We start from the raw sequence: 25,377 nt of genomic DNA on the forward strand, positions 1-25,377 counted from the left end.
AGCTTTAAGCCTTGGTTGTTGTTTTCAGCCTAAGTTATTTCAACGTTTGAACCCCGAGTCCTGAGTTATTGAAAAGCGTGTTACTGATGAGAAGTGATTTTGTCCTGACGAGTGCGATCGCAAGTTTTCGCAGCATCGCCAAGGGCATTGCGGTAGTTTTGGCTGCTGTTCTGTTCTTGACCATTGGAGATGCGATCGCGCCTCAATCCGCTGCGGCTTATCCGTTCTGGGCGCAGCAGAACTATGACAGCCCCCGTGAAGCAACGGGCCGGATTGTTTGTGCGAACTGCCACCTCGGTGAAATGCCGACTCAGGTTGAAGTACCTCAAGCGGTACTGCCTGACTCTGTGTTTGAAGCCGTAGTCAAAATTCCTTATGACCTCGATACCCAACAGGTCTTGGGCGATGGCAGCAAGGGTGGCCTCAACGTCGGTGCTGTCGTGATGCTGCCGGAAGGCTTCAAGATTGCACCTGCCGATCGCATTCCCGAAGAAATGCAGGAAAAGGTGGGTAGCCTCTACTTCCAGCCCTACAGCGAAGACCAAGAAAATATCATCATTGTTGGTCCACTGCCCGGTGAGCAGTATCAAGAGATCGTCTTCCCAGTTCTGTCTCCCGATCCAGCAACCCAAAAGGGAATCAGCTTTGGTAAGTACCAGATTCACGTCGGCGGTAACCGCGGTCGGGGCCAAGTTTACCCGACGGGTGAAAAGAGCAACAACACCGTCTACAACGCATCCGCTGCAGGTACCATCTCCAACATCTCGGCAGTTGAAGCAGGTGGATACGAAGTCACCATTCAAACTGATGCAGGCGACACCGTTGTGGATACGGTGCCCGCTGGTCTAGCGCTAACTGTGGCCGAAGGTGATGCCGTTACGGCGGGTCAAGCGCTAAACGATGATCCGAACGTGGGTGGTTTTGGTCAGCGTGATGTTGAAATCGTGCTGCAAAGCTCTACTCGCATCAAGGGTTTGATTGCCTTCTTGGCTGCAGCAACCCTGACCCAGATTATGCTGGTGCTGAAGAAGAAGCAGGTCGAGAAAGTCCAGGCTGCTGAAATGACGTTCTAGTTGATCTAGAGATTTTGATTGCGAAAAATCTAGCTTCAGTAAAAGGCCATTAAAAAGAGGGCATTGCGCTTATGCGATGCCCTCTTTTATTTTTATTCAATCGTCTAGTGCAATCGGGTTAGACAACAATTTCAACGTGGGGAGCAAACACATACCAGGTCAGAATACCGTTGAGGGGCTGCTCTAGCTTGACTTTCAGATGCTGCGCTGCGGCTGGATCAGGGAAATACTGAGCCAAGTCAAACGCAGAGGGAGCTAAGACCTTGTACTTGTTCGCATTAGACAGTTCAGAAGTCTGAACGGCGTTTTGTTTTAGATAGGTATCTTGGGCAATCCGCATTTGGAAGCGCTCGTTGATGCCGTAGGCAATCTCAGCGTGCAGTGCGTAGACATACCAGGTTTGTTGGCCTCTAAAGGGAGTCGTTAAAAACACTTTGTAGTGTCCGGATTCACTCGTGAATCGGCTAATTTCAAACTCGGTGCCATCTTTTACTTCTGCCACAGTACTGGGAGACAGTTGAGTGGACTGCTGTGTGCTCGGCTTGAGGATGGTGTCGTTGATAATGATAAGTCTCATGGTGAGTACCTTGAGTGGAGTAGTGTTTACACTGTTCATTTCAGGGCAACGTCAACTCATTTCGCAGACCATCCCCGAAGTTCACCCAGCCTGGGTAAAGCGGCTAAATCAATACGCAAAAGGAGCTTAGCCTAAAGCTAAGCTCCTTTTTTATGAAACCTTTCTATGAGAGAGGCTAACCTCTTTCACCGATTAAGGTATGACTTAAATCGCAGTACACCTATGGACGGGTAAAGATCTCAACGTGAGGCCCAAAGGCATACCAAGTGATGATGCCATTGATCGGCTGCTCAAGCTTGACCTTGAGATGCTGGTTTGCTGCCGGATCGGGGAAGTACTGCATCAGGTTGAATGAATCAGGTGCCGTGACTTTATATTTGTTGGCATCTGATAGCTCATCTGCTTGCTTGGTCTCTTGCTTCAGATAAGTGTCTTGAGCGACACGCATGTAGAATTTTTCATCAACGCCGTAGGCGATTTCAGCGTGTAGTGCGTAGACATACCAGGTGCGCTTGCCTTCAAACGGATCGGTCAAAAACACTTTGTAGTGTCCCGATTCACTGGTATAGCCATTGATCTGAAACTCAGTTCCATCTGCAACCTTGACAAATGCTTCTGGGGGCAGTTGGGAAGACTGCTGAGTGCTTTGCTTAAGGGCCGTGTCGTTGATAATGATGAGTCGCATAAAGGGGGGGGCCTTTGTTTGAATGTGCTTACACGATTCATTTCAAGGAAATAAGAATCCATTTCGTAGAGGACGCCCAGAGATCACCCATTTAGGGTGAGCGCGAAAATTAATGGGCTTTTACCAACGGAATCTTCTATCATGGTGAGCCGAGTCCATAGATTGGCATGATTAAAACCCAAATTCCAAGTCCAGAAGGAGCGTTGTGTCGCCGTGATGCAATACACAACGCTCCTCCTAGATCTAAAAAAATCGACCAATGTATTGTCTTTATGCGATTTATTCGCTTGAATATAGACGCCTTGAACTAAACGCCTTGATTTTATTCGCCATTGGGGAGTTGTCACTGTGTCATTTGACGCTGTTAAATCCCGTTTTCGATCGATTCGGTTGCATCAACGTCCAGATATTCGCTGGGCTGATGTGGCTAGCTATATGCGGGAAGTCAGCCAAGTTGCCGGCTCGACGGTGATTGCAGTTGGCATGGTGTCAACCGCTGCGATCGCAGGCGGCTTCATTGGACTCGACATCACTCTGCGACGGCTACCAGATGTCCGACTGCTGGCCCACTACAGCCCAGTCGAGACGACTTATATTTACGACATCAACGGCAAACTGCTCAGCAGTCTGCACGATGAAGCCAACCGTGAAGTTGTTACGCTAGATGAAATCTCTCCCCATCTCAAGCGGGCTGTCCTGGCAATGGAAGATGACCGTTTCTATCAGCATGAGGGAGTTAGTCCGAACGGAATTGCCCGCGCGTTTTTGCGGAACGTGCAGAATCAAGAGACCGTGGAAGGGGCCTCGACCCTGACGATGCAGCTTGCTAAAAACCTGTTTCTCACACCGCGTCAGACGTTAAGCCGGAAAATTGCAGAAGCCGTCCTAGCGGTTCGTATGGAACAGGTGTATGGCAAAGACAAAATCCTAGAGCTGTATCTAAACCAGGTGTACTGGGGGCATAACACCTACGGCGTTGAAACAGCAGCTCAAAGCTACTTCAAGAAATCGGCGGCGGATTTAACTCTGGCTGAATCGGCGCTGATGGCCGGTTTGATTCAGGCTCCCGAAGAATATAGCCCGTTTGTCTCAATGGAATTGGCTAAGACGGGGCAACGGCTCGCCCTGCGACGCATGCGGGAACTGGGTTGGATTACAGAGACGGAAGAACGGGCTGCTTTAGCCGAAAAACTTCAGTTTGGTGAAGTTACTTCTTTCTCGCGCAGCAAATCCCCTTATGTCACCGATGCGGTCACTCAAGAACTGATCCGACATTTTGGTGAAGGCCCGTTGCTGAAAGGCGGAATGCGCGTTCAGGCGACAGTGGATGATTACCTACAGACTACTGCCGAAGGAGTGGTGCAAGCCAGCGCTTTTGATTTGTACCAGCGGGGATATTATGCGGATCAAATGGCGCTAATTTCGATTGACCCGCGTACTCATTTCGTCAAAGCCGTGGTAGGTGGCGTAAACTATCAGCAAAGTCAGTTTAATCGAGCGCTTCAGGCTCGCCGACAGCCTGGATCGTCCTTCAAGCCGTTTGTTTATTACGCAGCCTTAGCAACGGGTCAGTACACTCCCTACTCAACGATTGATGACACGGAAGTCACCTACCCCGATGGGGGCGGCACCTATACGCCACGCAACTACGAAGGTGAGTTTTGGGGGCCAATTACGCTACGGACAGCGTTGATTCACTCTCGTAATATTCCGGCCATTCGTCTGATGCACGATCTCGGTATTGAACAAGTGATTCAAACGGCGCGATCGCTAGGCTTGAAAGGAGATATGGAACCAGTCTTGCCCTTGGCATTGGGTGCTGTGGAAGTGACGCCGCTTGAGATGGCGAATGCGTTTTCGGCGTTTGCCAGTCAGGGTTGGTATGCTGAACCAACCTTCATTGCTCAGGTTACAGACAGCCAAGGACAGGTACTTCTCGATAACATTCCTGAACCACGGCTCGTTCTTGATCCGAGGGCGACAATCGAGTTAACCAGTATTCTGCAAGGGGTATTAGAAGAAGGGAGCGGTGTGGAGGCGCGGCTGCCGGATCGGCCTGCGGCAGGCAAAACCGGCACGACGGACGATGCCCGCGATGTGTGGTTTGTGGGCTATGTGCCCCAGCTGACAACGGCGATTTGGGTTGGCAATGACGACAACTATCCAATTGGGGCTGGAGCCGCAGCGGGTGATGTGGCTGCACCGATCTGGCGGCGATATATGATGGAAGCGCTTCAGGGTGTGCCCGTTGAATATTTCTCACCGATGGACGCACCAATGAATGGAATCAGTCCAGGGCAAGGGATGCCGGGAGCATTTGAAAATGGGGTTTCGCCACCGAATGCCTATCCACAGACGGGACAACCAACTGGCAATCAACCTGCATTTTCACCCTCGAACTCCACAGGTATGCCTCCAGTTCAACCTGGAATGCAGCCGAATGTGCCGTATAGCGCACCCGCCAATCCAACTATCCAAAATCAAACGATCCAGAATGAAGTTCAGCAACCTGCTGGCACGAGCAATCCATCAGCAGGTGTTTCTGAAATGAAGCAAGAACCGTTTTAGCGGCAATGGGCATGGAGAGTGTTCTTTCGTTGTTTCTGCCGGATGCAGAGCATACGCGCCAACTAGGGGTTGTTCTAGGCCAAACGCTGCCAGCCGGAATTGTCTTGCTACTAGAAGGAAATCTCGGTAGCGGCAAGACAACGCTGGTGCAGGGGATTGGTGAAGGTTTGGGTGTGACGGATGCGATCGCAAGTCCGACATTCACGCTGATCAACGAATATCTGGAAGGGCGAATACCGCTCTATCACGCCGATTTATATCGGCTGGAACCTGCTGAAACCGAAACGCTCTATCTCGATATGTACTGGGATGAGCTGGAAGTCGAACTAGGCATCGTAGCGATCGAGTGGGCAGAGAGATTGGTCTACAGGCCCGATCACTATCTCCAGATTCGCCTATTGCGGGACGAAACGGGTCGCCAGGTCGAGTTGATTCCCGTGGGGGAACGGGAGACGGAATGGCTAATAAATGCCCCTCTAGCGAAGCAGATCGGCTGAACCCCGTGCTGGGATTGTGGATTCAGACGATGAATTGGGCATTGAACTGTCTGTCGGCGTTGAGGATTCGGTCGCAGGTTCAGCCTGTGCTTCCGGCGTCATTTGGGGTGAGCTGAATGCCTCTGGATACGTCCGCCATCCGGCGATCTCGGCAAATGCAGGATTGTAAATTGCCACTAGCGTGTTGACTAGCGCATTGCGCTGTTCTGGCGAAAGACGTGCGATCGCAGCTTTGTCGCCTCGCACTGGATTCGTTTCGTAGCGGGATGATCCGGGATACTGGCTGATGATAATAATTTCATTTTCATCCAGATAGTCGGCTATCGTTAGCTTCCAATCCAGGCGATATTGGGTGGGACGACGCACAATCCGGGTATGGTAGTCGATCATGCGGCTGACTAAGGTGCCGTCCTCATCTACTTCGTTATCACGGTTGTCGATGTACTGGTTTTCCAGCGGTAAATCGGGAAATTGCTGGTACACATAGGCCGCAATCTGCTCCGGGATGAGGCGACGGAGTTCGCGTTCAGTGGGCAATTGTGCGATCGCAGATTGTCCATGCCACCACTGTCTCGCCTGAGTTGAACTGGAGGAATTGGACAGCAAACCGATTGGATTCAACAGCGTAAACCCAGCTATGACAACCAGACAGCTCAGAACGCTCAGGACAACATGAAATCGCTTCATTGGATTTAGCTAAATGGCAGTTATCAGAACAAGACGTGGTTTAACGCCAAAAGGTTCGCGCAGAATGAGTGGCACATTCACCCTCTTCCACGCGAACCCTGATGGAATTAAAACTGATTAAAAATAATCACATTGGGAACGAATGACCTTACTCGCCAATAATCTCAGGCTGAGTCAGTTCATCTGACATTTCAATGATGGCGCGAATCACGGGCTTCATTTTGGGGTCGTCGAGATTTTCGAAGTCTTCAAAACGACGGCGCTGTGCCCGGTTAGCAACCTGTACTGTAATCCGATAGCGGTTAGAAGCTGCCTCAATTAGGTCTTCTGAACGACGCATGAGCTGAGCAGAATCGAACGGAGAGCGCTTCTTTAGCATAGAAAACCTACTGGAGAAAAGTTCAGCAATTTGTTCTTTCCTAGTTTAGCGGATCAACTGGCTAGACCGATAGAACCTCGTATGGTGTACTTGCAGCCTGCACCGTGCCAGTCGTGCTAGTCGAAAACCCGCAGCGGTGATGATGCCGCCACACTGCGGCGATACAGTCATGCTTTCAGAATTTAGTTAAACTATGACTCGGTTAGACTATGACTCGCAGCCAATACCGTCGTGGTCACCGTCGAAGCGATGTGGATCAGCACCCGTTACTCTAAAGTTACGATACTCAATCTCGCCACAGTCCAGATCGGGTGGCGGTGGTGCAATACACACGTCGGGATAGGACGGGTCGCAGTTGGTTTGGTGACTGGTCTGAGCCAAGCCTAGCGGAGAATACAGGGTTAGAGCGGTCATTGCGATCGCAATCCCCACAACAAACACAATAAATCGACGTAGCATAGGAGAAAACATCCCAGATGTGGACACTCTAGGATGCCCCAATCACTCAACTATCGGCAAACACTGGCAAGTTTCGATGGACGTTGATCGACCCCCAGCATTAGATCGAGATTCTTATCGGCTTTTTCAGGTGATAGGCGAGATATCGCGTTGCTTGCAGACCCCAAGCGATATCCATCATCAGCTGGCCGAGATTGTTCAATTAATCAAAAAAGCTTTGCAGTGCGATCGCACATTGATTTATCGTTTATTGCCGAATCAGGATGGTGTGGTTGCGGCTGAAGCCGTTGATCCACAGTGGAATGCTATTCTGGGCCAATTTATTGACGATCCTTGCTTTCATCGTGACTGGGTGTCTGCTTACGAGCAGGGACGAATTAGCGCGATTGACAATGTTCATGAGAGTCATATTCAGCCGTGCCATGCTGAGTTACTAACCCGATTTCAGGTGCAGGCTAATTTGGTCGTGCCTGTGCTGGTTGATCGTCACCTTTGGGGGCTCCTGATTGCTCATCAGTGCCAAGCTCCACGGCAGTGGAGCAGCTTGGATCAAACCTTTTTACAGCAGGTTGCAATGCAGCTCGGCTTGGCCGTGCAGTGTGCGACACTGCGGCAGCAAATGCAAACCCTTGAGCAGCAGGGAGTCTCTCTATCAGAATCTAAAGAGGAATCTGCAAGGGAAAAGAAGCAGCCCCAGGTTGATTGCGCTGCCGATTACGCGACAGAACAGGCTGACCTTCATTCCGCTCACTATCGAAATCAGCGGTTTATCAACAGCATTCTGGAAACTAGCCCCAGCACGATTTATGTCTATGACCTCGAACAGCAGCGGAATGTCTATAGCACTGCCAATATGCTGGAACTGCTGGGGTATACGAAGGACGCCATTCACGCGATGGGCAGTCAAGTGTTGTCCTACCTCTGTCATCCTGATGACCGAGAGCGAGTGATGCAGCACCTTCAGCGCTGCCAAACATTGGTTAATCATGACGGAGTAGAAATCGAGTATCGCTTTCGCCATGCTGACGGGCACTGGGTTTGGCTGCAAAGCCGAGAAAGCGCGTTTTTGCGAGATGAGCAAGGACAGGTGACGCAGCTTTTAGGAACAGTTCAGGATATTAGCGATCGCAAACAGGCAGAGGCCATTCTGCGAACCCAATTTGAACGAGAACATCTGCTGCATCAAATTACCAAACAAATCCGCAAGTCACTGGATTTAGACGGCATGTTAGCAGTGGCGGTTAGCGAAATTCGGCAGGTTTTACAGGCCGATCGGGTTCTGATATTTCGGCTGCTGTCGGATGGTTCAGGGCAAGTGATTCAAGAATCGGTGCTGCCCAATTATCCAATGACAAACGATATGCGCTGGCTGGATGAGCATTTTCCGCCCGCCTGTTACGAGCACTATCGCAGTGGCAAACCTCGCATCGTGCCGGATATTGCCACAGATGACTGGGGCAGTTGTTTGGTTGAGTTTATGCAATCGGTGGGGGTGCAGTCGAAAGTTGTTGCGCCCATTGTGCAGGTATTGCCTGATGCATCGTCCCATCCATCCCGCCGAGTTTGGGGATTGCTGATTGTTCATGCCTGCGCGGAATGCCGAGTGTGGCAACCGGATGAAGCCAGCCTGTTGCAGCAAATTGCCGATCAGCTTGCGATCGCAATTCAGCAGGCCGAACTCCATCAGCGCATGCAACAACTCAATATCAATCTCGAAATTCAAGTCCGGGAACGAACTGCTCAAATCCGTCAGGCGCTGATGTATGGAGAAACGCTCAAACGGCTGAGTGACCGGGTGCGCGACAGTTTGGATGAGCAGCAAATTCTACGTACCGCCGTGGCAGAACTGGGACAAGCCCTGGCCGCTGAAGCCTGCGATTTGGGCCTCTACGATCTGGAACAGGCAACTGTTACGATTCATCACGATTGGGTAAAAGACAATCTGCCATCGGTTCAAGGCTGTGTTTTTCCGGTTGATTCCTTAACCAGCGTCCATCAGCAGACGCTCCGGGGGCAAAGTGTCCAATTTTGCTCGCTCCCGATTCCACCTGCGCCAGCTCGAATTTTGAAGCAGCCGTTTACCATTTTGACCTGTCCCCTGATCGGTGAAACTCGGATTTTGGGAACGCTGTGGATTTTTCGGACGGCCAAAAGTTACTTTTCAGACCGCGAAATTTGGCTGGCGGAACAGTTTGCTAACCAATGTGCGATCGCACTCCGGCAGGCCCGTCTTTATCAAACGGCTCAGTCACAGGTGCGTGAGCTGGAACGGTTGCATCAGCTTAAGGACGACTTCCTCAGCACGGTGTCGCATGAGTTGCGCACGCCGATGGCCAGTATCAAAATGGCGACGCACATGCTAAACGTCAGTTTGGCCTCGCTGGAGGGGTTGCAGAACTCACAAAACCCTAAAATGCCAATGATTCAGCGCTATCTCGACATTTTGCAGGAAGAGTGCCAGCGTGAAACCACTCTAATCAATAATTTGCTGGATTTGACGCGCTTAGAGGCGGGGACAGAGTCTCTTCAGTTGACGCCGATCCAGCTTCGATCCGTGATTTTGCAGCTCGGTGAACCGTTTATCGAGCGATCGCAACAGCATCAGCAACGGTTAGCGTTTGAGCTGCCCAATCACCTGCCCACGATTGTTACTGATTTGGATTATCTAGAACGTATCGTACTGGAATTACTCAACAACGCTTGTAAATACACCCCAGCCCACGGCACAATCACTGTTGGCTGTGCGGCCACTGCTGCTGGTATCACGCTTCGAATCAGCAACTCTGGAACAGAAATTTCTCCCGCAGACTGCGATCGCATTTTTGATCGGTTCTATCGCATCCCGAACAATGACCCCTGGAAGCATGGCGGTACGGGCTTGGGCCTCGCGCTGGTGAAACAGCTCGTTGAGGCTCTACAGGGCACAATTCGCGTCGAAAGCCAAGACAGCCAAACGCATTTTATTGTGCAGCTTCCACTGAGTTTTGCTGCTGCGGGGTGACTAATTGGGGGGCTGGATACTGAGTGCTAGATATTAGATTTTGGGTTCTAGGTGCTGGGTCGAATCTTTACAGCTTTTACAGCCTTTTATGACCTTTCCACGCCTTGCTCCTCACGCCTTACTCTCCAAAGCTAAACATTTCTCTCGTAAACAAGCCGCAATCCGAGATGCTGCACCGGGTGCGCCCATGCGGCGCTGGCCGTTTTCAGCTACTAGTTGCAGCAAATCAGGCCGAGTTAAAAAGTTTTGTACAACTTGACCCGCCTGTTCCGGCTTAATCAGAGTGACAGATGGCCCCAATAGCCGTGTCTGGGCTTCGGCAAAGCGGGGTGAAAATTGCGGCCCCGTTCCGGGTAGAATGAGCGCTGGTTTACCCAATCCCACAAACTGTTCTGTTGCGGTACCTGCCATTGCGATCGCAAAATCCGCCTGCTGCAAAAATTCTGCGTATCGATCGGTGGCAATGGTTAATGTTGACGCTCCTCGGATATAGGTTAGAGCATCGGTCGAATCCGGTCGCCAGCCTTCCATCTCTAAACGTTCACGGAGTGGTGCTAAATCAAGGCTAGGTGCGATCGCCGCTAAAAAGCGCACGGACTGCCGATCTAAATCTCGCATCACGTAAGATCCAGCGGTCAGAACAGTTTGCCAGTTGCGATAGGCTTCTGGCGGACGCGAACCCGGTAACAGTACAACCGTCAGCGGTTGCGGTGCGTCCTCTGTACCGACCGTGGAGTTAGTATTGTGCAATTCTGAATCGGTAGCCTTGCTAGTAGCTGTAACCAAGCCGTCCATCATGGGATTGCCTAGGTCATAAGCAGGTAACGACTTGGCTTGCAAAACGTGGCTGGTGAGGGAATCTCTAGGAAAAATGGCCTGACAGCGTTTGCGCCCCATGAGCCAGCGCTCCCACGGTAAATAAACCGATCCTGACCAGTTTTCCAGCGTGGCCACCCAAGAATCGCGCGGCAACCAGCCCACCTCATCCCGCAGATAATATTCTGATTTGGCTGTTCCTACAAAGGCATAGTTGGCCCTACTCAGCCACGCAAACAGCAGCGGCACAATATCGCCCACGGCTAAGATGAAGCCGCCCTCTTTGGCCCAAGCTCGGATAGTTTTGAGTTGCGATCGCGTCAGTGCCAGCAACCCCCCCTGCAAATCTCTGGCCAGTTGACGACCATCCATATAGATAAAGCCACCGGACGGCATGGGTTTGACTGCTCCGATAATGGGAATCTCCGCCCGCTGATAACTCAGTCCTTCTCCCACAATCGGTAGCGCAGCAATCTCCAGTTCGGGAGCCTGTTGCTGAAGCGCTTGCAAAATCCGCAAGCCGATTATGTCTTCACCATGACCGTTACTTAAACAGAGAAGCTTCATTGCCATCAGCTCAGCATTACAGTAGCAAACGTTGCAACTATAGCAATGGAAGCCTCTTTGCAACAGACCATACTCTCCCAGTGCTACACGATAACTAATCTAGGAAATGCAGCTTTTCCGAAATATATCTATACACCTTCAGAGAGACGCCAAGCCTGCTGCCTATTTGCCATACTCTAACCTGAGCGTTTTTTTACAAAGTCTTTAGTATTCTAAGTGCCGCCAAACCTGCCAAAACATTTAAAATTTGATCAGATAATATTCAAGGCTTTTAATCTTCAAATGCTTGTTTTTGAGCGGTTTGATACAGCCAGAATTGACTCCAAAATTCAATTCACGAGGCAAACAGCTCAACTTCATTTGCTTTTTGACCACCTTGACAGCGGCTTGACAGAGGAAGTTGAAGCGCATTATAACTAAATGGTTATTGAGTAATCAAATCCAGTTTTGGACGCTTTGCTAGTATTTACTGTATTTACTTGATCAAGGCTTTGATAACTTTGTATTAAAGATGCTTGAGGTGAAGATGATGACTATTTCGATCACAAACACGATAGCTATTTTAATATCGAATAAGCGTCAGTCATCTGTTCAGTCATCCCCTTGGAACCAGTTCCTAAGTTGGGTGATTCATGGTAAAGATTACCCTGATATTGAGTCAGATGATGTATCAAAAGATTCATCGAATCCTAGTAATCATTCTGATCATCAAGATATAAACGTAACTCAAGAAACCTGTGCTTATTGCTCGTTTTATGAGTTTGGTTGGTGTACGTTTCATGGAAAGTCGGTGGCTTCAGATAGTGAGATTTGTAATGAAATAAAGTGCATGCAATAGGTCAGTGCGATCGCAATCTCACTGGCTTAATTCTCCAAGATTTTAAGAACATCTTTAGGTACGAGCTTGTTTTTGAACCACACGACTCGTGCAGGCGTATTAGCAATATTCACCCCGGCCTTTTCCAAATTCAGCCGCTCTGAAACCGCCAGGATGAGATTCGGACAGCCCGACTGTCGCACCTGGGAGAACTTCTTACGCAGATACTCCGGTCGCCAGTAGCCGACAATTTCCAGCAAATAGGTGCGGCCATCCTCGTGTACCAGCCGGAAATCGGGAATCATCACGCTGCCGGGAATCGGGATGAGATCCACCTCTCGTTCCAGTTGCCAGTCGCTGTTGAGCTGAGCCCAGCGGTTGGCAAACGACTCCTCTAACATGCTGTCGTAGGGCTTGCCTGGTGGATAGTGCGTCACCAAGTCACAGCGCTCGGAATCCAGCGTAAACTGCTTCTGCTTCGGCGTTTTACTGTAGGAATCCTTCACCTGTAGCGTCGCCCGCAGATTCCAGCGCGTCACGTGCAGCAAGGCAGGCAGCAGCTTAGCAATATCCAATCCGTAGCGGGTGCTAGGTTTGAACAGACTAGTGGGGCCGTCAATCGTAATCGTAAAGCCCTGATCGGCATCGCCCTCAATATAGGTCATCAGCCGAAAAAACTTGAGATAGCGAAACAGCAGCTTATACTCGCCTGGATCGTTGCGGTGGACGTTGAGCGTGATGTGGCTGGCTTTGTAGAACACACCCTGCACCTGCGACAGGTTGTAGCGATGCAGCAAGGCTTCCGGAGTCGGCGCATCAAACTCGGTCAAGATCCGGTTTTCTTGCAGGTCAGCATACAGTCCGTGCTGGATGTCTTTGACCGACACTTCGCGATCGCACTCTACACTGAGCTGATCGGCTAGCTTGGTCAAATGCACTTGAGCATTGGGTATACTCGGCACCGTCTGAGCCGCCAAGCTAAACACCCGCTGCCGCAGATCCTGCGGTTCCAAGGGACTAACGATGTCAAACGTGCTGAAGCTGCTGCGGAGAATGTGAGCCAGTCCCCGCCTAATTCGGTAATCGGTATCTTCACCTTCTAAATCTTGCAACCGTCGATCTAAATTGCCCTGGGTGTCGCCCTGGCAGTCCTGAAACAGGGTGATCAGATCAACCGCCATCTCTAAGTTGCGATCGCAAATCGACAGCTTTTTCGGAATTAGGGAATCACCGCTCAGCCGATAGCTCAGCAAATCCGTTGGCAGCATAAATCGGGTCTGGATTACGAAACAGCGATGGGCGTGAGAACAGGATTATATAGTGTATCTCGCTGCTGATAGGGACGGTTCAGATCTGCGATCTCAGATCTCAATTCATCTACCGTCATACAGGTGCCGCCCTGTGCCCCAGCCATTGAGGTGATATGTTCTTCCATCAGCGTGCCGCCGATGTCGTTGCAGCCACAGGTGAGGGCTTCGGATGCGCCGTGTAAGCCCAGTTTCACCCAGCTTGGCTGATGATTGGCAATCCAGTTACCCAGGAAAATACGAGCCACTGCCGTGAGTAACAAGGCATCACTCAGGATCGGTTGATCGCGTCCGACCCGTTTTCGTAGCGGCTTGGGCGCTTCTTGACCGATGAAGGGCAGCAGAATAAATTCAGTAATCTGGGTTGGATAGTCGCGTTCAACGGCTTGCTGTTGCAGCGTGCGGAGGTGCTGAAAATGCTGCATTTGCTGCATGGGTGTTTCAATATGACCGGACAGCATTGTGCTGGTAGTCGGCAAGCCAACTTGATGTGCTAGGCCGATGATTTCCAGCCAGATAGCGGTGTTGATTTTTTCGGGACAGAGAATGCGGCGAACGGAGTCGTCTAGCACTTCAGCGGCAGTACCGGGCATGGAGCCAAGGCCCGCCTCTTGCAGCGCTTCAATCACGGTGCGATAGCTGAGGTCATCTTCGCGGGCAATAAACTGAATTTCCTGGGGTGAAAAGGCGTGCAGATGCAGGTCTGGAAATTCATCTTTGATGGTTTTGACCAGCCGAACATAGTAGGGCAGCGATTGACCGTCGAGCTTTGCCTCTAGATTCAGGCCGCCCTGCATACAAATTTCTGTGGCTCCGAGCTGTACGGCTGCTGCCGCTTTTTCCAGAATCGTCGCTTCGTTGAGCCAGTAGGCTCCATCCTGATCTGCGTCGCGCCGAAAGGCGCAGAAGTTGCAGTGCTGCTCGCAAATATTGGTGAAGTTGATGTTGCGGTTGATCACATAGGTGACAGTATCGCCTGCCTGCTGTTGCCGGAGCTGATCCGCCGCCAAGCGAATGGCTGCGATCGCACTTGGATCAGTTTGGCTTAGCAGCACCACCCCATCCTCGACTGAAATATCGTTACCCGCTAGGGATTGGCTAAGAATCTGATCAACGGTAGCAATAGACATAAACGCTCATCATGGAGAACCATACTCTACTATTGTGGCGGATTCAGGCGGGAAGGCAATCTGTCTTATTTTGCTGTCGTTAACATTGATCGAGATTTGGCGATACTGAGCAATTTCCATGCAGCAGTTTTTTGAGTTTGCGGTTGGTAGCCTACTGGCGCTGATTCCGGTCGTTGATCCGATTGGCGGAGCGCCCATTTTTCTGGTTGTGACGCCCGATGCGTCGCCGACTGTGCGCCGTCAATTAGCGGGACGAGTGGCGCTGAATGTGATGGCTGTCCTGCTGCTGTTTTTGCTGGTGGGTGGCGGCATTTTGCGGTTTTTTGGCATTTCGCTGGAGGTGGTGCGGATTGCTGGGGGCATTGTTGTCTTCAATGCGGCTTGGCAAACGATGAATGCTCAGCCCAAAATCTCCAGACGGGAAAATCGAGGTGCGATTCAGCAGTTAGAGCATCACGAAGACATTGCGCTGATTCCGATGACGATTCCGATGCTGGCTGGCCCTGGTTCAATCGCAGTAACACTGGGTTTAGCGGCTCAAGCCGGACGAGACTTATCCACCGGGACATTCATCAACCTGGCCGCCGCCGGAGCTGCGATCGCAGTTTTAGGCTTACTGATTTACCTATCGCTGCGCTCTTCGACTCTGCTGCTGAAACTGCTGGGCGAACGGGGCATCAGTGCTCTCAGCCGCATTTTGGGTCTGTTCATTATGGCGATTGGTGTGCAGCTCATTCTGAACGGCATTGCCGATTGGCTAGAGCTAATTGGCCTAATTTAAGTGGATTTGCTGTGGATTTGCAGCGGTCTTCACCCAATTTTCATCAAAATCTGCGATCGCAACCTTGTAGCGCGTCACCAATCGGTGTCATGATTTGCGTTGGAGTGCCCATCTGCCGCCACAATATCTCACCGTTTTCCTGAATCCTGTACCCAGTCAATAAACTTTATTGGAAATAAAGTTTTTGGGGTTGAAAATTGTTTTGTAGCGCGGCGGAGCCGCGCTACAAAACAATTTCCGATAAAGTCTAATGTAGAGAAACTCAATTCTTTTTTAGAAAAGCTTTATGCAGTGAGCTTTCAAAAAGAACGGTGAGTTTTTAACCTGACTGGGCAAAACTCATCTGCATCAGCCCAATTCCTGAGTGATAGAACCCGTTGGCTGATCAAGCTGTTTTGATTGAATAGTTGTGATCTGGCAATGAAATGCCCAAACTCATCGTAATTTCACGGTTTATTTGCAATCTCTTTGTAGAAATTCGTTGAAGCTACAGAATAATTGGGCATGCTAACCCTGTAGATTTTCAATTAGGTTCTCAAGGTATCGTCGTCGAATAAGGTCTGAAATCGTGAGACTAGTCCAGCATTTGCGCCACGCTAAACCGTTTATGGCATCATTTACGGCACCGTTCATGACTCGGTTGGTATATCGCCTGATGACTCAAGGCACAGGACGGCTGCTGTTTGCTGCATTACTGTTGACGCTGGTGGGATATACCTGCGATCGCGGTTTACCCGCTGCCCAGGCACAGACGGAAGTGGCCTCAGCGAATCCGGGCACGGAGCAATTGGTCTTAGGGGTCGTACGCAGCCCAGATAATCAGGCCCAGTGGTCAAACATCACCAGTCGCATTCAGGCTGCTGGTATTACCTTTCAGGAAGTTGAACTGGGCCAAATTCGCTCGGTGGCTGATCTGGCCAATGTCAATGTGCTCTTCATTCCCAGCGTAGAAGCAATTTCAGCCGAGCAGGTAACGGTGCTGGAAGCCTGGGTGAATCGGGGCGGACGCATCATTGCTAGTGGCCCAGTCGGGAATTTGGCCGAAACGCAAGTGCGTCAGCAACTGCGATCACTTCTGGGCGCATACTGGGCGTTTCCCCTGGCCCAACCCGCCAATCTGCAAACCGTGCCCAATCCCTCCTACCGCTGGGTACAGGACGGCAACACCAGTGAGGAAGTATGGGGCGGAGTGCTGCTGCCGACCCATTCCATGAGCAACGTTGTTGTCACCTGGCGCAGTGCAGCAGCCAATATTCAGCAGTCGGAGATGGAGCTGTTCAGTAATGAGCAGGCCGCAGCAGTGATTTCCAATGAGCGGGCAACTCTGCTGGGCTGGCGCTGGGGCATGGGGTCGTCCCAATCGGCCCAGTTTGATAGTCAGTGGCTGCAAGCTGCTCTGTCTTATTATCAAAACACGCCCAGAGTGGCGGCTCCAGCCGATTCTGCTTCCTCAACATCTGCTCAATCAGCTCCGTCTAATCCAGCACCGAATCAAACGGCTCAGGCACCGCGTCCATCAGCCAGATCCGAAGCGCCTGTAGCGCTAGCCGGAGATGCGGTATCTGAATCTAACCTACCCACCGATCAAACGTCGCGCCGTACGTCAACCGACCTGCCATCCAGCTATCGATTGACGCCGCTGGTGGAACCCGATACGGCTTCCTCTAGTCCGTCTTCTACCCCGTCTGCATCTGCGTCCAACCGAGTGGGTCTAGCAGCGAGAGATGCAGCGACACCTGCTACGCCATCTACGACCAGTGCGGCCAGTCCATCCCCGTCATCCCGCTTTTGGATTCGGCCCACCGAGCAGCTGCCCAGCCTGCGGGAACCCAATGACCCAGCCGAACAGATGGTGCCACCGGGCTTAAACGTGACCCCGAGTGCGCTGCCGATCAATACCTATGATGCGCTCACCATGCGTCAGGAACTGGAAAGCCTAGTCGGTCGCTATGAAAGCGCCCTATTTGCTGCGCGATCGCAAGATGCTGATACCAGCCTACAAGCCAGTGCCGCACCGATTTTGACCGCTAGTAGTGAAGGTGCTGGACTGGATCAACCTGCGATCGCACTGCCGCCAGCTCTCCAGCAGGCTGAGTCGCTACTCAATGACTGGAACGGCTTGATCGAACAGCGCCAGTACGAAGAAGTGCGATCGCGCTGGCTGGCGGTACGGGATGCGCTCTGGAGTGATTTTCCGGTTGACAATCGCTTTGCCCAGCCTGAAATTCGCGCCATGTGGCTCGATCGGGGCACGATTGTGGCGGCAGGATCGCCCCGAGGGCTAGAGCGCGTGTTTGACCGACTGGCTGCAGCGGGCATTAACACCGTATTCTTTGAAACTGTTAATGCAGGCTATCCAATCTATCCCAGTCGAGTGGCACCGGAGCAGAATCCGCTCACGCGCCACTGGGATCCTTTGGAAGCTGCGGTGGAACTGGCCCATGAGCGCGGCATGGCAATCCATGCCTGGATGTGGACGTTTGCGGCGGGCAACCAGGCCCATAACCGCATTCTGAATCAGCCCGACAGCTATCCTGGTTCGCTAATTGCCGCTCATCGTGACTGGGCCAACTACGACAATCGCGGCGAGATGATCCCGCTGGGCCAAAACAAGCCCTTCCTGGATCCGGCCAATCCAGAGGTCCGCAGTTACCTTTTACGCATGGTGGACGAGATTGCCAGCCGCTATGACGTAGACGGTATTCAGCTTGACTATATTCGCTATCCGTTCCAAGATCCCAGCGCCGGTCGCACCTACGGTTACGGTCTTGCCGCCCGCCAGCAGTTCTATCAGCGTACCGGAGTTGATCCACTCCAGCTTTCGCCGCGTGACAATCCCGAGCATTCACCTGCCGAACGGCAGCAGCAGCGGCGGCTGTGGCAAGCCTGGACGGACTTCCGAACTGAACAAGTTAGCTCGTTCGTCGGCGAAGTTTCGAACCTGCTGGAGCGCCAGTATCCCGATCTGAACCTATCCGTCGCCGTTTTCCCTCACTCCGAACATGAGCGCTTGCAGAAGCTGCAGCAGCACTGGGAAGCCTGGGCTGAGGAGGGTGATGTTGATCTGGTCGTTTTGATGAGCTATGTGCAAAACACCGATCAGCTAGAGCGAGTAACGCGGCCTTGGCTGATGGAAAATCGGTTTGATTCAACGCTGATTCTGCCAGGGATTCGGCTGCTCGACATGCCTAATGAAGTGGCGCTGGATCAAATTCAGTTCTTGCGCGATTTGCCGACGGGTGGATATGCGCTGTTTGCGGTTGAAAACCTCAATCCTGAGCTTCAGGAAATTTTTGATCAGACTCAGGGTGGTGAGTCCGTTGCGGACGAGCCAATTCCCTATCGTCAACCGTTTGAAGCGGCCTCGGCTCGTTATCAGGCGCTGCTGCGGGAGTGGAACTGGCTGCTAGAAAATCGCCAAATGTGGGTGCAGGGTGGCGCATCTGAGCAGTGGGTTCGGTCAGCTCAGGAGCTAGACGAAGCGCTGACTAAGCTGGCTGCATCTCCCTCAGTTTCCCACTTGAATCAAGCGCGATCGCGGTTAAATCAGTTTCGTCAGCGCCTCCGGGGACAGGTCTATGTTCAGTCGGTGAGCAGTCGCTATCGGGTGCGCGCCTGGGAACATCGGCTGATCACGCTGGATAATTTGCTCAACTACGGTGAGCAGCATCTTCTGGGCGTGCAGACGAGTATGGAGTTGCGTGATCAGGACTGAGAATTGATGGCAAACAACAGAGCCGCGCACTGCGCGGCTCTGTTGTTTTAGAACCAGTAATCGTTGAATGTGAAGTTGGATTCATGGTGCTTGTCTGGAATGGGTTGACTGAATTAAACAGCAATCTCCGCACACCTGCTCACGTTGTTAAGCGGCAGGATAGGAGTAGCGGTTTTCCAGCCAAATCCGAACTTCTGCCTCCGATGCGTAGTACAAGCTGCGATCGCTAATTGGATCATACGCGTTCCAGAGAACGTTGCCGTTGCGATCGCGGGTTTGCCAAATGTGGGGTTCGCCGCTAGCAGACAAACCATGTTTCCAGCTTTCCCATGTCATACGTAGATGATCAAATAGAGTGGGGCGAGTCATGGTCGCTGGGGAGTTTGAGCGGTCATGGCTCGGACGCCAGTTGAGAGCTTTGGAATTGAATGACATGTTTCGTACCTCCTTGATTGGGCAACATCCTTCGTTTTGTTCAAGATGTTTAAGGTGTAACCTCTGCTTATCTCCAGCGTATTGTGACCGTTGATACAGATCAAAATGTATAGTGCATAGATGTTATGAATAACATTCATGGAATAGGGTGTTAGAAAAGCCAAAAAATGGGAGCCGTAGACACGGCTCCCGTTTTCTTTGAATGGTGTATGTAGCTGGATGACTCGTATGCAGTCTGGTTAAAAGCCCATAGTTTATTTTTTCTGACGCGCTTGCTTCGCAAGCGCGTCAGAAAAAATAAGCTGGGTTCCTATACGCGGACTTGGATATTATGTGGCGTTGGCTTTGGCCTGCATTGCGTAGTCGCGGAATCGTTCTAAATCGGCGTTGAGGGTACTTTCGACAACACGACCCAGGAAGAGATTGTCCATGATTTTGCCAATTACGCCCGGAATCGCGTAGGCCGCAGTGAGTTTGACAATGCTGCTGCCTTTGCGATCGTAGAATCGGATGGCACCACGATTGGGCAAGCCATCCACCGATTCCCACTGGATAATCTGTTGCGGCACCACTTTCAAGATTCTTGACAGCCAGCTAAACTCAAAGCCCGTGGATGCTAACTTCCAGCGCGACAGTTCCGGATTATCTTCCAGCACCTCAACCGAGTCGATCCACTTCATCCAGCGCGGCATTTGCTCCAGGTCTGACCACAGTTCCCACGCCAGTTCGATCGGGACATCGACCTCAATTTGGACGGTATGTTCGAGCCAGTCTGCCATAAGTGGTTGGTTGGTATTAGAGTCAGTTGAGCTGTGCGAGTTTTGAGTTCTCAGTTTTGAGTTTTGAGTTCATAGTTGACGGTTAATTCAACATTCAAAACATAGAACTTAGAAAGGTTTGATTAGTACTTGAATAAACCTGCGCCCTGGACACGGTAGCCTGTCGGCTCTAGCATCACGTAGGCGGCCTGTTTGCCAGAGATCACCGCTCCTTCCATACTATCGATGTAGTCCTGCTGTGTGTAGCTTCCGGCTAGGAAAAAGTTATCAACTGGTGTTTTTTGGGCCGGACGATAGGGTTCCATGCCGGGTGCTTCGCGGTACAGAGACTGGGCCAGCTTGACCACACTGTACCAGGTCATGTTCAGGTCGCGCGACGACGGGAAGAGATCATGTACCTGTTTGAGCACGTGCTGTGCGATCGCATCATTACTTTCTTTAATAAACGGATCGCCGGGAGTCAGCACCAGCTGCATGAGGGAACCCTGGCCTTCCCGGTAGTAGTCGCTGGGACTGGTCAATGCCAGATCGGCAAAGCAGGAAAAATCGGCATCGGGCGTATAGAGTAAGTTGTCTAACCCTGCGGCTTGTCCGAGCTGACGGCGCTTTTCATCGTCCTGCAGCTCTGTCACCCAGCCGTCAAAGCGGAGCTGAACGGTGGCAACGGGCACGGCTTCTAGCTTATAAATGTTGTCGAACTGCGGCCACTTGCGCCACGCATCGGGCAGCAGACGCTGCACGCCGGGCACATCGCAGGCACAGAGGTAAGCATCGGCAGTGATTGTTTCAGTGCGATCGCCGTTGGCAACTTGCAGTCCGGTGACGCGAGTTTGACCGTTCTCTTCGGCGAAGGTAATCTCGCGAACACCGCGACGGGTATGAACTTGGCCACCCCGTTCCGCCAGGTAGTCCAGAATCGGCTTGTGAATATACTCGTAGGGTGAACCCTCCAGCATCCGCAGCACCGACGCTTCCGTCTTGGCGGCGAAGAACTGGAAGATGGTCAGCATACAGCGAGCGGAAATATTTTCGGTGTCGATAAAGCCCAGCGCGTAGGCAATCGGGTTCCACATGCGCTTGAGGCTACCGTTGGAGCCGCCGTGGCTGCGGAACCAGTCGGCAAAACTGATGTCGTCCAGATTGCGAATCGTCTTCATCGCGCCGTTGAAGTCAATCAGGCCGCGCACCAGGGGACTGGTACCGAGGGCCAGCGAGTTTTGCAGCTTATCCTGGAGCGAAAGCTGATTCGTGGTGAAAAATGCCTTTAACCCGTTGAACGGTGCGCCTGTGATAAAGCGGAAGTCCAGCGCCCCGGTTTGGCCCCCCCGATTCACGAAGGTGTGAACGTGATCCTTTTGCAGCAGCGAGTCGAATGTGCCGATCTTTTGCATTAGGGCAAATAGATTGTAGTAGCAGCCGAAAAAGACATGCAGCCCCATCTCAATATGGTTGCCATCGCCATCGACCCAACTGCCCACTTTGCCACCAACAAAGGGACGAGATTCAAATATTTCCACCTCATGTCCGGCATCGACTAGTTCAACGGCGGCAGATAGACCCGCTAATCCGGCCCCAACGATCGCAACTCGCATGCTGGCTTTTCTCTTTTTTTACTGATTTGCTTTATAGATTTTAATATTGATGGGCTGTTTTAGGCGGATGAATCGTCTGAAACCTAACTATCAATCGCTAGACGTTTCACGTTTCACATCCTGCACCGTTGAATGGGCCTGGAAGTGGTGCTTGTGCCACCGCACTGCGGCAGCACGATAACGATTCTGGGTTCTTGATGGGCTAAGTGCGAGGTATGAGACATCATTCAACCGTGAGGTGTATCTGGATGACGATTCCCCCCGCTTCTATCGTTCCTTGGCTCTCCGCTTGGCTGCTGATGCTGCGCCAGCATCTCTTCGGCAATCGCTATGTCGTGCTGATCAACAGTTTATTTACGGGTTTGTTGATCGTCCTGACTCTGAATGCGGTGATTCATCCCTACGGTGGGGCAGTGATTGAGCGATTGTTCAAAGAGCCATTTTCGATTAAGTATCCCTATCTGGGGGCTCTTGTTCTGGCGTCGGAGATCTTATGGGGCGCAACGGGAGCCATTTGCCTGTTTACATTTATGGTGCTGCGTCGCTTGTCATCTGCCTCGTTCTATCAACAGTTCATTTTGTGTTCTGGGTTAGTGACGATTCTGCTGGTCTTCGACGATACGTTTCGCTTAACAACCTGGCTAAATGTTGTGCTTGGTGTGCCCAAGCAGCTCAGCTATATGGTTTATGGGGTGGCTGCGATCGCAGTTGGCATTGTCTTTCAACCTGTTATCCGCACCACTCCCTATCTATTACTGGTCTGTGCCGCACTGTTGTTCCTATTTTCTACAGGTATTGATCTGGCTGGCATTGAGGGCCAAGGACTGCCCGCCATGCTAGAAGACGGCTCCAAACTACTCGGTATCCTCAACATCGGCCTCTACTACAGCAGCGTCTGCCACACTGCAATTCTCAACATCTGTCAAACTCAAAAGGTTTAGGAGAGTGAGGAGTGAGAAGTGAGGAGTGAGGAGTGAGGAGTGAAGAGTGAGGAGTGAGGAGTGAAGAGTGAGGAGTGAGGAGTGAGGAGTTCACCGTGGCTCCCCTGCCCCCCTGCTCTCTTTACAGCCCTTTACAGCCTCTACACCCTTTACAGCCTTTACAACCCTCTTGCTCTCCTGCCCACAGCATCCGTGTAAACCAATTTGGCCAACCAGATATCACCTACCTTTTAGGATTGTTATAGATGTCTCCCAGGTGCCGACTTGAGTCTGCAAGACCTAACGATTCAGGATGAATATCGTAGCGATCGCGATGATCTGATTCAGGACTTCTACGTTCCCTGTCTGGAGCAAGCGACGGTTTATGACCGAGCCGTCGGCTTTTTCTCCAGCACCTCCATGTCAGCCGTGGCGGCAGGATTGACCGCGTTTATCCGTTCCGGTGGGCAGATGCGGCTGGTTACGTCGCCCAAGCTATCTGCTGAAGATGTCCAGGCGATTGAGCAGGGACTGGAGCAGCGGGAGCAAGTGTTCACCACGGCGCTGCTGCGCGAACTGGAGACAGAACTGCCGCAACTGGTGCAGGATCGGCTGGCGGCACTGACTTGGTTGCTCAGTCAGGGACTGCTGGAAATTAAACTAGCCGTGCCCAAAACGCTGCGTCAGCAGGGCATTTATCACGAGAAGCTAGGCATCTTTGCCGACGAAGCGGGCAACGTAATTGCCTTCACTGGCTCAGCCAACGAAAGCGCCAGTGCGCTGATTGACAACTTTGAATGCATTGAAGTCTATCCGTCCTGGGACAAGGGTGTGCAGCAGCGAGCTTTGCGAAAGGCCCAGCATTTTCAGGATTTATGGCATAACCGCACCCAAAATGTGGAAGTCCTCGCCTTTCCAGAAGCGGTATCGCGTTCGCTGCTAAAGCTGTGCCCCAACCGACCACCGCGCAAAGAACCCGTTGAGCAAAAGTCCCGCACCACGACCAAATCCAATCCCAGAGCCGCCACCAGTTCCGACCAATCAACCATCAACCATCAACCCCTATCCCTCAATCTGCTACTGCCCGAACCCCACTTTCCCTTACTCCCCCCTAACCTAAACCTCCGCTGGTACCAAGAAGACGCGATCGCAAATTGGTTTCAAAATAAAGGACGCGGCACGCTGAAAATGGCTACGGGCAGCGGCAAGACAATCACGGCACTTGCGATCGCAGCTGCTCTCTACCGCAAAAGTGCCGACCAGCAGCAGCCTCTGCAAGCGCTGATCATCATTTGTCCCTATCGTCATCTGGTGACGCAGTGGGCCGCCAACTGTCGGCAGTTTCAGCTTGAGCCAATTTTGGCCTTCGACCGGGCCTACACCTGGCAGACGGAACTGCAAGCGCAACTGATTGCCCTGAAGCGGCAGCAGCGGGATTTCATTACGGTGATCACCACCAACTCGACGCTGCGGGGCGACAGTTTTCAGGCGGTGCTGGATTTCTTTCCGAAACGGACGCTAATTATCGGCGATGAAGCGCATAATCTGGGTGCCCAGCATCTGGAGCAGAGTTTACCTGCTCACATTCCCTTTCGTCTGGCTCTGTCGGCCACGCCGGAGCGCTACTTTGACGAAGAAGGTACGGAGCGGCTGTTCGACTATTTCGGCTCGGTGATTCAGCCCGAATTTACGCTGAAAGATGCGATCGCAGCCGGGGCGCTAGTGCCCTATTCCTACCATCCGCTGCTGGTGGAGCTGACCGACCGGGAAGCAGAGCAGTATAAGAAGCTGACCATGCGGATTATGCAACTGCTGGCGATGGATGATGCGGAGGAAAGCGCCAAGCTGACGGCGCTGGTCACACAGCGATCGCACCTGCTCGGCTCGGCGGTGAATAAGCTGGACGTGCTGCGCGAGTTGATGCGGCAGCGGCTAGAGACGACCCATACGCTGTTCTACTGCGACGATGGGGCGGTGCGTGACGAGGCAACCGATGACAGCGTGCGCCAGTTGGATGCGGTGATGCAAATTTTGAACCAGGAACTGGGCTTCCAGGCCAAGTCCTACACGGCGGAGACAACGCTGGATGAGCGGGAGGATCTGCGCTACACGTTTGCGGCGGGACTGCTGCCGGGAGTGGTGGCGATTCGCTGCTTGGATGAAGGGGTGGATATTCCGGCGACGCGCACGGCGATTATTCTGGCCAGCAGCAGCAATCCGCGTCAGTTTGTCCAGCGTCGAGGCCGCATTCTGCGTCCGGCTCCGGGCAAGGATCGGGCGGAACTGTTTGACATGATTGTGGTGCCGCCGGATTTCGACCGCAAAACCCTGGCGACGGAGCGTAATCTGCTGCGTAAGGAGCTGATTCGGGTGGCAGAATTTGCCGACTTGGCGACCAATGCGGGTGAAGTGCGGCAGCGGCTGTATGGGTTGCAGGAGCGGTATGGGTTGTTGGATTTGTGAGGAGTGAGGAGTGAGGGGTGAGGAGTGAGGAGTTGAAGGGCTGTAGAGGGCTGTAAAGGGCTGTAAAGGGTGTAAAGGGTGTAAAGGGTGTAAAGGGTGTAAAGGGTGTAGAGGGTGTAGAGGGTTGCT

19 protein-coding genes are annotated in these 25,377 nt (G+C 52.1%); 8 read left to right on the forward strand and 11 right to left on the reverse strand.

Annotated features, from left to right (window positions below):
* The first annotated feature begins 86 nt into the window (after window positions 1-86).
* Entirely contained in the window at window positions 87-1,073 is a 987-nt protein-coding gene (petA, locus tag AC286M_RS15500; RefSeq protein WP_488205243.1) for a cytochrome f, read from the forward strand.
* A gap of 118 nt (window positions 1,074-1,191) precedes the next feature.
* On the opposite strand, the gene AC286M_RS15505 is transcribed toward petA, so the two are convergent.
* Both AC286M_RS15505 and AC286M_RS15510 read right to left on the reverse strand, forming a co-directional pair.
* Entirely contained in the window at window positions 1,192-1,650 is a 459-nt protein-coding gene (locus AC286M_RS15505; RefSeq protein WP_488205244.1) for a hypothetical protein, read from the reverse strand.
* A 220-nt stretch (window positions 1,651-1,870) separates the two neighbouring features.
* Window positions 1,871-2,335 carry a hypothetical protein gene (locus AC286M_RS15510; protein ID WP_488205245.1) on the reverse strand — a complete coding sequence of 155 codons (465 nt, stop codon included), beginning with the start codon at window positions 2,333-2,335 and terminating at the stop codon, window positions 1,871-1,873.
* Window positions 2,336-2,683: 348 nt separating this feature from the next.
* Between AC286M_RS15510 and AC286M_RS15515 the strand changes: the two genes are divergently transcribed.
* Both AC286M_RS15515 and tsaE read left to right on the forward strand, forming a co-directional pair.
* Window positions 2,684-4,903 carry a transglycosylase domain-containing protein gene (locus AC286M_RS15515; protein WP_488205246.1) on the forward strand — a complete coding sequence of 740 codons (2,220 nt, stop codon included), beginning with the start codon at window positions 2,684-2,686 and terminating at the stop codon, window positions 4,901-4,903.
* An 11-nt stretch (window positions 4,904-4,914) separates the two neighbouring features.
* Entirely contained in the window at window positions 4,915-5,400 is a 486-nt protein-coding gene (tsaE, locus tag AC286M_RS15520; RefSeq protein WP_488205247.1) for a tRNA (adenosine(37)-N6)-threonylcarbamoyltransferase complex ATPase subunit type 1 TsaE, read from the forward strand.
* On the opposite strand, the gene AC286M_RS15525 is transcribed toward tsaE, so the two are convergent.
* The 3 genes from AC286M_RS15525 to AC286M_RS15535 all read right to left on the reverse strand — a co-directional run bounded on the left by AC286M_RS15525 (window position 5,380) and on the right by AC286M_RS15535 (window position 6,925).
* Entirely contained in the window at window positions 5,380-6,087 is a 708-nt protein-coding gene (locus tag AC286M_RS15525; RefSeq protein WP_488205248.1) for a hypothetical protein, read from the reverse strand. The genes tsaE and AC286M_RS15525 overlap by 21 nt on opposite strands.
* Window positions 6,088-6,235: 148 nt before the next feature.
* Window positions 6,236-6,466 (reverse strand): DNA-directed RNA polymerase subunit omega, encoded by a 231-nt coding sequence (locus tag AC286M_RS15530; RefSeq protein ID WP_488205249.1) that lies wholly within the window; start codon window positions 6,464-6,466, stop codon window positions 6,236-6,238.
* Window positions 6,467-6,673: 207 nt separating this feature from the next.
* The gene (locus AC286M_RS15535) at window positions 6,674-6,925 is read right to left on the reverse strand and encodes an excalibur calcium-binding domain-containing protein (protein ID WP_488205250.1); all 252 of its coding nucleotides are present in this window, start codon (window positions 6,923-6,925) and stop codon (window positions 6,674-6,676) included.
* Window positions 6,926-7,079: 154 nt separating this feature from the next.
* Here AC286M_RS15535 and AC286M_RS15540 point away from each other — a divergent pair, with 154 nt between their 5' ends.
* A complete protein-coding gene (locus tag AC286M_RS15540; RefSeq protein ID WP_488205251.1) occupies window positions 7,080-9,926 on the forward strand; it encodes a GAF domain-containing protein in 2,847 nt (948 codons plus the stop codon).
* Between the two features lie 111 nt (window positions 9,927-10,037).
* Here the strand turns inward: AC286M_RS15540 and AC286M_RS15545 are convergent, their stop codons facing one another.
* From AC286M_RS15545 to cofH, 3 genes are all read right to left on the reverse strand, one after another.
* Window positions 10,038-11,309, reverse strand: coding sequence for a lipid-A-disaccharide synthase-related protein (locus AC286M_RS15545; protein WP_488205252.1), 1,272 nt, complete (start codon window positions 11,307-11,309; stop codon window positions 10,038-10,040).
* An 864-nt stretch (window positions 11,310-12,173) separates the two neighbouring features.
* Window positions 12,174-13,394, reverse strand: a complete 1,221-nt coding sequence (locus AC286M_RS15550; RefSeq protein ID WP_488205253.1) for a DUF790 family protein — start codon at window positions 13,392-13,394, stop codon at window positions 12,174-12,176.
* A gap of 14 nt (window positions 13,395-13,408) precedes the next feature.
* Window positions 13,409-14,563 carry a 7,8-didemethyl-8-hydroxy-5-deazariboflavin synthase subunit CofH gene (gene cofH, locus AC286M_RS15555; protein ID WP_488205254.1) on the reverse strand — a complete coding sequence of 385 codons (1,155 nt, stop codon included), beginning with the start codon at window positions 14,561-14,563 and terminating at the stop codon, window positions 13,409-13,411.
* A 118-nt stretch (window positions 14,564-14,681) separates the two neighbouring features.
* Between cofH and AC286M_RS15560 the strand changes: the two genes are divergently transcribed.
* Both AC286M_RS15560 and AC286M_RS15565 read left to right on the forward strand, forming a co-directional pair.
* Window positions 14,682-15,344, forward strand: a complete 663-nt coding sequence (locus tag AC286M_RS15560) for a MarC family protein (protein WP_488205255.1) — start codon at window positions 14,682-14,684, stop codon at window positions 15,342-15,344.
* A gap of 631 nt (window positions 15,345-15,975) precedes the next feature.
* A complete protein-coding gene (locus AC286M_RS15565; RefSeq protein WP_488205256.1) occupies window positions 15,976-19,059 on the forward strand; it encodes a glycoside hydrolase family 10-like protein in 3,084 nt (1,027 codons plus the stop codon).
* A gap of 147 nt (window positions 19,060-19,206) precedes the next feature.
* Here the strand turns inward: AC286M_RS15565 and AC286M_RS15570 are convergent, their stop codons facing one another.
* The 3 genes from AC286M_RS15570 to zds form a co-directional block, all read right to left on the reverse strand.
* Window positions 19,207-19,494: a hypothetical protein gene (locus AC286M_RS15570; protein ID WP_488205257.1), complete on the reverse strand. Its 288-nt coding sequence runs from the start codon at window positions 19,492-19,494 to the stop codon at window positions 19,207-19,209.
* Between the two features lie 329 nt (window positions 19,495-19,823).
* Window positions 19,824-20,273, reverse strand: a complete 450-nt coding sequence (locus tag AC286M_RS15575) for an SRPBCC family protein (RefSeq protein ID WP_488205258.1) — start codon at window positions 20,271-20,273, stop codon at window positions 19,824-19,826.
* Window positions 20,274-20,395: 122 nt separating this feature from the next.
* A complete protein-coding gene (zds, locus tag AC286M_RS15580) occupies window positions 20,396-21,865 on the reverse strand; it encodes a 9,9'-di-cis-zeta-carotene desaturase (RefSeq protein ID WP_488205259.1) in 1,470 nt (489 codons plus the stop codon).
* A 248-nt stretch (window positions 21,866-22,113) separates the two neighbouring features.
* On the opposite strand from zds, the gene AC286M_RS15585 reads away from it, so the two are divergent.
* Both AC286M_RS15585 and AC286M_RS15590 read left to right on the forward strand, forming a co-directional pair.
* Window positions 22,114-22,806 carry a DUF8692 domain-containing protein gene (locus AC286M_RS15585; protein WP_488205260.1) on the forward strand — a complete coding sequence of 231 codons (693 nt, stop codon included), beginning with the start codon at window positions 22,114-22,116 and terminating at the stop codon, window positions 22,804-22,806.
* Window positions 22,807-23,070: 264 nt separating this feature from the next.
* Window positions 23,071-25,248 carry a DNA phosphorothioation system restriction enzyme gene (locus AC286M_RS15590; protein WP_488205261.1) on the forward strand — a complete coding sequence of 726 codons (2,178 nt, stop codon included), beginning with the start codon at window positions 23,071-23,073 and terminating at the stop codon, window positions 25,246-25,248.
* Window positions 25,249-25,377 lie beyond the last annotated feature (129 nt).

The organism is Thainema salinarum CENA647, assembly GCF_057732415.1.

Coding starts and splice junctions, on each gene's coding strand:
- petA (WP_488205243.1), top strand. CDS start 87: ATGAGAAGTGATTTTGTCCTGACGAGTGCGATCGCAAGTTTTCGCAGC.
- AC286M_RS15505 (WP_488205244.1), bottom strand. CDS start 1,650: ATGAGACTTATCATTATCAACGACACCATCCTCAAGCCGAGCACACAG.
- AC286M_RS15510 (WP_488205245.1), bottom strand. CDS start 2,335: ATGCGACTCATCATTATCAACGACACGGCCCTTAAGCAAAGCACTCAG.
- tsaE (WP_488205247.1), top strand. CDS start 4,915: ATGGAGAGTGTTCTTTCGTTGTTTCTGCCGGATGCAGAGCATACGCGC.
- AC286M_RS15525 (WP_488205248.1), bottom strand. CDS start 6,087: ATGAAGCGATTTCATGTTGTCCTGAGCGTTCTGAGCTGTCTGGTTGTC.
- AC286M_RS15530 (WP_488205249.1), bottom strand. CDS start 6,466: ATGCTAAAGAAGCGCTCTCCGTTCGATTCTGCTCAGCTCATGCGTCGT.
- AC286M_RS15535 (WP_488205250.1), bottom strand. CDS start 6,925: ATGCTACGTCGATTTATTGTGTTTGTTGTGGGGATTGCGATCGCAATG.
- AC286M_RS15545 (WP_488205252.1), bottom strand. CDS start 11,309: ATGAAGCTTCTCTGTTTAAGTAACGGTCATGGTGAAGACATAATCGGC.
- AC286M_RS15550 (WP_488205253.1), bottom strand. CDS start 13,394: ATGCTGCCAACGGATTTGCTGAGCTATCGGCTGAGCGGTGATTCCCTA.
- cofH (WP_488205254.1), bottom strand. CDS start 14,563: ATGTCTATTGCTACCGTTGATCAGATTCTTAGCCAATCCCTAGCGGGT.
- AC286M_RS15560 (WP_488205255.1), top strand. CDS start 14,682: ATGCAGCAGTTTTTTGAGTTTGCGGTTGGTAGCCTACTGGCGCTGATT.
- AC286M_RS15565 (WP_488205256.1), top strand. CDS start 15,976: ATGACTCGGTTGGTATATCGCCTGATGACTCAAGGCACAGGACGGCTG.
- AC286M_RS15570 (WP_488205257.1), bottom strand. CDS start 19,494: ATGTCATTCAATTCCAAAGCTCTCAACTGGCGTCCGAGCCATGACCGC.
- AC286M_RS15575 (WP_488205258.1), bottom strand. CDS start 20,273: ATGGCAGACTGGCTCGAACATACCGTCCAAATTGAGGTCGATGTCCCG.
- zds (WP_488205259.1), bottom strand. CDS start 21,865: ATGCGAGTTGCGATCGTTGGGGCCGGATTAGCGGGTCTATCTGCCGCC.
- AC286M_RS15585 (WP_488205260.1), top strand. CDS start 22,114: ATGACGATTCCCCCCGCTTCTATCGTTCCTTGGCTCTCCGCTTGGCTG.